The sequence below is a fragment of the Gemmatimonadota bacterium genome, assembly GCA_026706845.1.
In the GTDB taxonomy this organism is placed as follows: domain Bacteria; phylum Latescibacterota; class UBA2968; order UBA2968; family UBA2968; genus VXRD01.
Genome location: JAPOXY010000032.1, coordinates 1 through 6,287, shown reverse-complemented (window position 1 = coordinate 6,287; position 6,287 = coordinate 1). Strand labels below are relative to the sequence as shown.

General features: G+C 48.7%; 9 protein-coding genes. 6 read left to right on the top strand and 3 right to left on the bottom strand.

The genetic code is table 11. The annotated features are described in order from the left end of the window. From OXG87_03315 to hflX, 6 genes are all read left to right on the top strand, one after another. Window positions 1-583, top strand: a 583-nt coding sequence (locus tag OXG87_03315) for an aminoglycoside phosphotransferase family protein (protein MCY3868559.1), incomplete at its 5' end; no start/stop codon positions are given. 52 nt (window positions 584-635) lie between these two features. After that, window positions 636-1,256 carry a hypothetical protein gene (locus OXG87_03310; protein MCY3868558.1) on the top strand — a complete coding sequence of 207 codons (621 nt, stop codon included), beginning with the start codon at window positions 636-638 and terminating at the stop codon, window positions 1,254-1,256. A gap of 21 nt (window positions 1,257-1,277) precedes the next feature. After that, window positions 1,278-1,823 (top strand): GNAT family N-acetyltransferase, encoded by a 546-nt coding sequence (locus OXG87_03305; protein MCY3868557.1) that lies wholly within the window; start codon window positions 1,278-1,280, stop codon window positions 1,821-1,823. A gap of 22 nt (window positions 1,824-1,845) precedes the next feature. After that, window positions 1,846-2,589: a 5'-methylthioadenosine/S-adenosylhomocysteine nucleosidase gene (locus OXG87_03300; GenBank protein MCY3868556.1), complete on the top strand. Its 744-nt coding sequence runs from the start codon at window positions 1,846-1,848 to the stop codon at window positions 2,587-2,589. After that, on the top strand, window positions 2,586-3,086 hold the full coding sequence (locus OXG87_03295) for an HIT family protein (protein MCY3868555.1): 501 nt from the start codon (window positions 2,586-2,588) through the stop codon (window positions 3,084-3,086). The genes OXG87_03300 and OXG87_03295 overlap by 4 nt, the downstream gene beginning before the upstream one ends. 74 nt (window positions 3,087-3,160) lie before the next feature. After that, window positions 3,161-4,477: a GTPase HflX gene (gene hflX / locus OXG87_03290; GenBank protein ID MCY3868554.1), complete on the top strand. Its 1,317-nt coding sequence runs from the start codon at window positions 3,161-3,163 to the stop codon at window positions 4,475-4,477. Window positions 4,478-4,525: 48 nt separating this feature from the next. On the opposite strand, the gene OXG87_03285 is transcribed toward hflX, so the two are convergent. From OXG87_03285 to OXG87_03275, 3 genes are all read right to left on the bottom strand, one after another. Further along, window positions 4,526-5,023: a polymer-forming cytoskeletal protein gene (locus tag OXG87_03285; GenBank protein MCY3868553.1), complete on the bottom strand. Its 498-nt coding sequence runs from the start codon at window positions 5,021-5,023 to the stop codon at window positions 4,526-4,528. After that, the gene (locus OXG87_03280) at window positions 4,990-5,820 is read right to left on the bottom strand and encodes a M23 family metallopeptidase (GenBank protein MCY3868552.1); all 831 of its coding nucleotides are present in this window, start codon (window positions 5,818-5,820) and stop codon (window positions 4,990-4,992) included. The genes OXG87_03285 and OXG87_03280 overlap by 34 nt, the downstream gene beginning before the upstream one ends. 59 nt (window positions 5,821-5,879) lie before the next feature. Further along, the coding region (locus tag OXG87_03275) for a metal-binding protein (protein ID MCY3868551.1) at window positions 5,880-6,287 on the bottom strand (408 nt) is incomplete at its 5' end.

Genomic DNA, 6,287 nt, shown 5'->3' with positions numbered 1-6,287 from the left:
GTTCTCTGAGACAGTATTTCAGAATCTCGGTCAGAGGGAGAGAAAGGCTACGGCAGAAGCTTTGGGCAATTTTCTGTCTTGTCTTCACGCCGTTGCATTCGAACACCAGCATATCAAGGATGCTCCATTTGGAGGTAAAGATTTTTGGCGGGAATTGTGGCCTGCCGTGTCTCCGCTCCTGCGAGGCCATACTCGGGAGAAAGCCGAAGACTACTTCCAACGAGCAATACCGAAAGTCGCGTCTGCCACATATCAGAATGTCATTGCTCATTCGGATTTTGGTACCAACAATGTCTTGATTGATGCGGCACACTCGAGGATTGTTGGGGTGATTGATTTCGGCGATTTGAGTATCAGCGATCCTGCTGCTGATTTCGCAACGTTTTACCGCAGGTTCGGGAAGCAGTTTGCCGAGGATATGGTTGAACACTACCAATTGCTGTTGGGAGAGGATTTCTGGACGCGGGTGGATTATGAGTCAAAGCGAAAGCTCTTTTTTGTTGTTTTCTTCGCTCTAAATTACGGCTTTGAGCAGTACGTACCTGGTGTTGTCAGAGCTATTGAATCCCAATTTGTAGATTGATGCCTTCACTATTTCGAGACTATTCCAAAAGTTCAGTCAAAAGGTGTGGGAAATGAAGGTTGGTGATCTGAGCAAGTTCAAGTGCGTTGTTTTCGATTTCGGTTTTACGTTGTCATCGGATCTCTATTTTAAGGTATCCCCGCCTGAATGTCCCGAATGGCACGATATTATCCAAGAGCATGTGTTCGCCAATCGGCCTGTCTGCAGGATGTGGATGACGAATGCCCTGGGTCTTAGAGATATTGCAGCCATTGTCTCCGATCATGCGAATATGGATATTTCTGCGGTTTTGAAAACTATGGAATTGGGGTGCAAAGACCTTGACTTCAATGAGGCAGTTTTGAATTTCGCACTGGCGCAGAGAAGTCAAGGGAGACGAACCGCGATTGTAACTGCCAATATGGATGTTTTTTCAGATGTCGTTGTTCCTGCGCATGGATTGGACGAGATATTTGACGTGATTATCAATTCTTCCGATTACGGAGAATTCGATAAGCGCGTACTCTGGCCAATTGCGTTTAAGGCGCTGGGAGATGATATACACTATGGAAATAGTCTCTTGATTGAAGATGGCAGCAAGGAGCCAGAGTTGTTCAGAGGTTGTGGTGGTTTTGCCTATGAGTACACCAATGACGAGAGTTTTCTCAAGTGGTTGAATGAGGATGTGCTCTGACTGGAAAAGAGAGATATGGAAATGCTGTCGGAACTTATTAAAACAGACCGATTGATACTCAGGGTGTTTAGCCTTGTGGATGTTGAAGATGTTTTGTTATACGCATCTGATCCGGAATGGGCGCGCTTTCTCCCGGTTCCCCAACCCTATACGAGAGCAGATGCCGAAAAATTTGTAGCAGGTCAAGTGTTGCAGGATCGCAAAACACGCGTGTCCTGGGCGATTGAACACGCTGGTTCTGTTATTGGTGGAATCAATATTGGGTTTGATTTTGATAATCGCGTTGGCGAAATGGGCTATAGCATTGCCCGTCGATTTTGGGGAAAAGGGTTGGCTACGGAAGCTGTGGGTGCTGTTATCGACGAATCGTTTTCAGCCTATCCAGATTTGAATCGCATTCGCGCTACAGCCGATGAGAGAAATGTCGGTTCTCTCCGAGTAATGGAGAAGCTGGGCATGGTCCGTGAAGGTGTCCTGCGCCGGGATATCTATCTAAGAGATGAATTTAAAAACATGGTATGGTGCGGGTTATTGCGTTGCGAATGGGAGGCTCGTAAAAATAGGTGAAGGTAAAAATGGAGCCAGATCTATGAGTTCAAAGCTGTGCGTTATGACAGCTTATGCAGATGAGACGCGGGCGCTTCTCGATGTTCTGGGGCATGATGCGAGCGATTCGGTTGACTGGAATGGCAGGTTGCAGTTTGCATGGCGCAATGGAGATGAGAAGTGGATTGTTATGCAGTCGGGTATGGGCAAAGTGCGAGCGGCTTCAATGTGCCAGATGATCATAGACAAATATCAGGTAGATACATTTTTCGAGTTTGGATTTGCGGGTGGCCTGGTAGATTTTTTAAGTATTGGGGACATTGTCGTAGTTACTGGTGTTTCTGAGCACGATGTACCAAATAGATCGGAGATTCAGAGCGAGCAAGATGGATGGCGAGCGCGTCTTTTCAATGCCTCTTTCGCTTCGATAGACAGGTTCGCAACGTGTTTATTAAAAAATAACTCGGGCGCTACGGTCAGGAAATCTTCTGTGATTTGCGGAGATATGGATGTCTATGATCGCGAGGTGCGAGATAGAATTGCCGCAGAGAGTGGCGCTATAGCTGTGAATTGGGAATCAGCGGCTATTGTGGATGTTTGTGCGATTAATAAGATCAAATATGTCGGTGTCCGCGTCATTTCTGACCTGTGTGTTAAAGAAGATCAGGGTCCTATTCCCAAAGAGCGGTTTGAACGCTTGCGTAAATCTACTGCTGCATATATAAATGCTTTGTTAGGCTTCCATCAGGGGACCAGGCAAAGCGGACGAGATGAGGATGAAAGATGAGTGATATTATTGCCCCGTTTGAGATGCCGACGTGGGATCCCTGTCCATTTTGTGAAAGAGTTGCTGGACGCGGTGAAAACAGGCATGTTATCCATTCTACTGACAAGACGCTTGCGTTGCTCAATCCCAGGCAGTTTGAAATTGGACAGCTTCTCGTTGTTCCTCGCCGCCATGCGCCGACGATATTGGATTTGACGGATGATGAGGCTGGTGAAATTATAAAGACGGTCCGAAGAGCAGCGGAAGCGCTTGTTAAAACTTTCAATCTGGATGGGATTACGGTCTATCAGAATAACGGTATGGCCAGCTTGCAAGAGGTGCCGCATTTTCACATGCACGTTGTACCTCGCAGAAAGTCGAGCAACTGGGGGAGTGGACCTCCGCATATTGCTGCCTTACAGCCAAAAGATGGGGGTGTGAAGCAGAAGGTGACTGTGTCATGGGAACGGGCGGAAGAAATTGCGTCTATTATAAGGCCGAATTTCAAGACGATTTAGATGGGATATTCCAAAGTGCATCCACGCGGATGGATGCATGAGAGTTGCAATAACACACTTACTTAAACACTACTATGTACGATATCACAAAAGAACACGCGATTGAGCGGGGCATACTCGTCGGGCTTGCGCTGCCTGGTATCTCACTTGATGAAGCACAGGACACGCTTGACGAACTCGGCCTTTTGGCGGATACGGCGGGTGTTGATGTTGCCGTGCAGGTGCTTCAGGAACGTGGGCGCAGAGACCCTGCGTACCTGATTGGTCGCGGCAAGGCTGAAGAACTCGTCGAACAGGTCGTAGAACACCATGCACAAGTCGTTATTTTTGACGAAGATCTCTCGCCGGCGCAAACCCGCAATCTCGAAACTCTGCTTGAAGTTAAAATTATCGATCGCAGCCGACTCATTCTCGATATCTTTGCCAGTCGCGCCAAGACTCGAGAAGCCCAGACTCAGGTCGAGTTGGCTCAACTTATCTATATGTTGCCCCGGTTGACCCGTCAATGGACCCATCTTTCGCGGCAAGCTGGCGGTACTGGTGGCACTGGCGGGGTGGGTACGCGCGGTCCGGGTGAAACGCAGCTCGAGGTGGATCGGCGCGCGACCAATCGCCGCATTACTATTCTCAAGCAGGCACTTGGCCGCATTGCCAGACAACGCGAGATTGCCCGCAAACAACGCACCGATATTTTTCGCGCAGCACTTGTCGGCTATACCAATGCGGGCAAATCCACCCTTATGCGCGCCCTTTCTGGTGCTGATGTGTTGATCGAAGATCGGCTCTTTGCCACGCTTGATTCCACCACGCGGCGCATCTCCCTCGGTTATAACCGCGATATTCTTTTGTCCGATACTGTTGGTTTTATTAAAAAATTACCCCACCATCTGATCGCTTCTTTTCACAGTACTCTCGAAGAGGCAATCGAAGCCGATCTTTTGCTTCATGTGGTTGACGTCAGTCATCCAGCTTGTGAAGAACACGTCGCTACAGTGATTGAGGTGCTTGGAGAACTCGACGTGGCCGATAGACCGACTATGATGGTGTTTAACAAAAATGATCTGTTAGACGATCGGGCCAGACGCAAATATCTAAAAGCGACATATCCCGACGCGGTCTGGCTTTCTGCTGAGACGGGCGATGGACTCGAAGACCTGCGGTGGGCGATCTACAACCACCTTGAGGGCGACCGTCTGACACTCGTGGTTCAGATTCCGCAACACGAGGGCAAACTCCTGTCAGAACTCTATCGAATTGGCGAGGTTTTGCACACGGACTACAAGGGCAATGATGTTTTAATGGAGGTGAAACTCAGCCAACACAATGCGCGGCGTCTTTTGCCCAATGGTCGCTATCAGAATCAGCAGGTCAGTCCCCCACTATCCGGATAAAAAAAACGCGCGTCATAAACGCGCGTTTTTTGTCTATCGTTGTGTCGATCAATCTGCTACCTGCTCGACTTCTTCCTGCTTTTCTATAGCCATCTCTTCTTGTTTTTCTATATCGACCTCTTCCTGTTTCTCTTTGTCCTCTTCCTGCTTTTTTATATCTACAGCATTGGGTGCTACGGCGCATGTCCCGCGCAATACAGCACCTTTTTCGACGATCAGCACCTGAGTTGTAATATCGCCATCAACCTCAGCACTGGGACCAAGCCTTACGGAGTGCGAGGCATCCAGAGGTCCTTTGACACAGCCGTCAACAACCGCGTCTTTTACCTGGATCAAATCGGCATCTACCTCGCCCTGAGTACTGACGATCAGTGAACCAGAAGACGTGATTTTTCCGCGAAAAGTCCCATCTACGCGAATACTATCGGCGATCTGAAAATGCCCTTCCACAACCGATCTTTCGCCCACAATTGTATTGATGGCTTCTACGTGGTCTTGTTTGTTGATCTTCGCTAATTTCGAGGTAAGAAATCGTGCGGATTGCATGCCCGTCCCCCTTCGATAACTTCGTAGTGTAAATGAGGTTCACGGCTTTGCGTTGAGGTGCCTACCAGGGCGATGTATTGCCCCTGTCTGACATAGTCTCCTTCTTTGACCAGCAGGGCGCGGTTGTGACCATACCGCGTCGTATAAATGCCACCGTGATCAATAACCACCATATGCCCCAACTCGGGATCGAAATCTGCAAATGTCACCTGTCCATTGGCTGTGGCCTGCACGGGTGTACCTGCACTGGCGGCGATATCAATCCCCGAATGGCGTTTTTTCAATACGCCCGTCGGAGATAACCCATTGACGCAGTTGTCTCCCGCTTCAAATGCGCGTGCCACCCACCCAAGAGAAGGGGGCACAGGCCATATTGCGGGAATCCAGTGTATTTCCAGACCAACGCGCGGCTTGTTTTGCACCAATAGGGTTGCTATTTCATAGTATCCTTCAATGTACTGTGTTTCATCGGGTATTGGCGACAAGCCCATGTGACCTGACAATATAGAACGCAGTTTTTGTTCTCCGACCTGCATGCGCGTTACCACTTGCGCCAGTTCATCCACGCGGGCAACGTCGGCGTACAGGCGGTCATTTTCCTGTTCAAGCGTTTGCGCAGTGTGTTTCCAATACGAGGCTCGCCACAAAAAAAATAGACCGATAAATACCATACACAGCGCAAAGGCCAATCCCGAGCCTATCCCCAATAGCATGCGATAACGGAGTTTAAACTTCAGGGTTCTTGATCCATCGTCTGGAATGACCAGCACTGAAAAATTTTTGCGTTGCCAGTTCAACACGCCTCCCAATGTCTTGAGCTATGGGGTGTGCAATATAAGGGGCACTAAACCAGAAGTCAACGGGCGTTTTTAAGTGTGTGATCAGCCAAAATGTGAAATAGATCGGGCAAACACAGCCCCGCAAGTGCCCATATAGCGATTTTGAAATCCAGGTCTTTCAAGTCGTCAAACGACATTTTCCAGCCCAGATCAAAGAATGCGTTGGCTATAGCTGCGATCGCGTACACAACTATGAAAATATAAAGTACCCGGGTCAGGGTGCCCACAATTGGCGTATGGGAAAGTCCTCTGTGTTTGAAAATATGGGAATAAGGCCGCCACAGCAAACGCAAGATTCCCCAGTTTTTCAATGGGTCACTGGCTTTTAAGTCCAGGTCGGGCGATAGTAAAAACGTGCCAAATAAGTAGGCAACCACAAAAACAGTTCCGTATTCGACCATTTCATCGCGTCCGAAATATTCGAC

Coding starts and splice junctions, on each gene's coding strand:
- hflX (MCY3868554.1), top strand. CDS start 3,161: ATGTACGATATCACAAAAGAACACGCGATTGAGCGGGGCATACTCGTC.
- OXG87_03285 (MCY3868553.1), bottom strand. CDS start 5,023: ATGCAATCCGCACGATTTCTTACCTCGAAATTAGCGAAGATCAACAAA.
- OXG87_03300 (MCY3868556.1), top strand. CDS start 1,846: ATGAGTTCAAAGCTGTGCGTTATGACAGCTTATGCAGATGAGACGCGG.
- OXG87_03310 (MCY3868558.1), top strand. CDS start 636: ATGAAGGTTGGTGATCTGAGCAAGTTCAAGTGCGTTGTTTTCGATTTC.
- OXG87_03295 (MCY3868555.1), top strand. CDS start 2,586: ATGAGTGATATTATTGCCCCGTTTGAGATGCCGACGTGGGATCCCTGT.
- OXG87_03305 (MCY3868557.1), top strand. CDS start 1,278: ATGCTGTCGGAACTTATTAAAACAGACCGATTGATACTCAGGGTGTTT.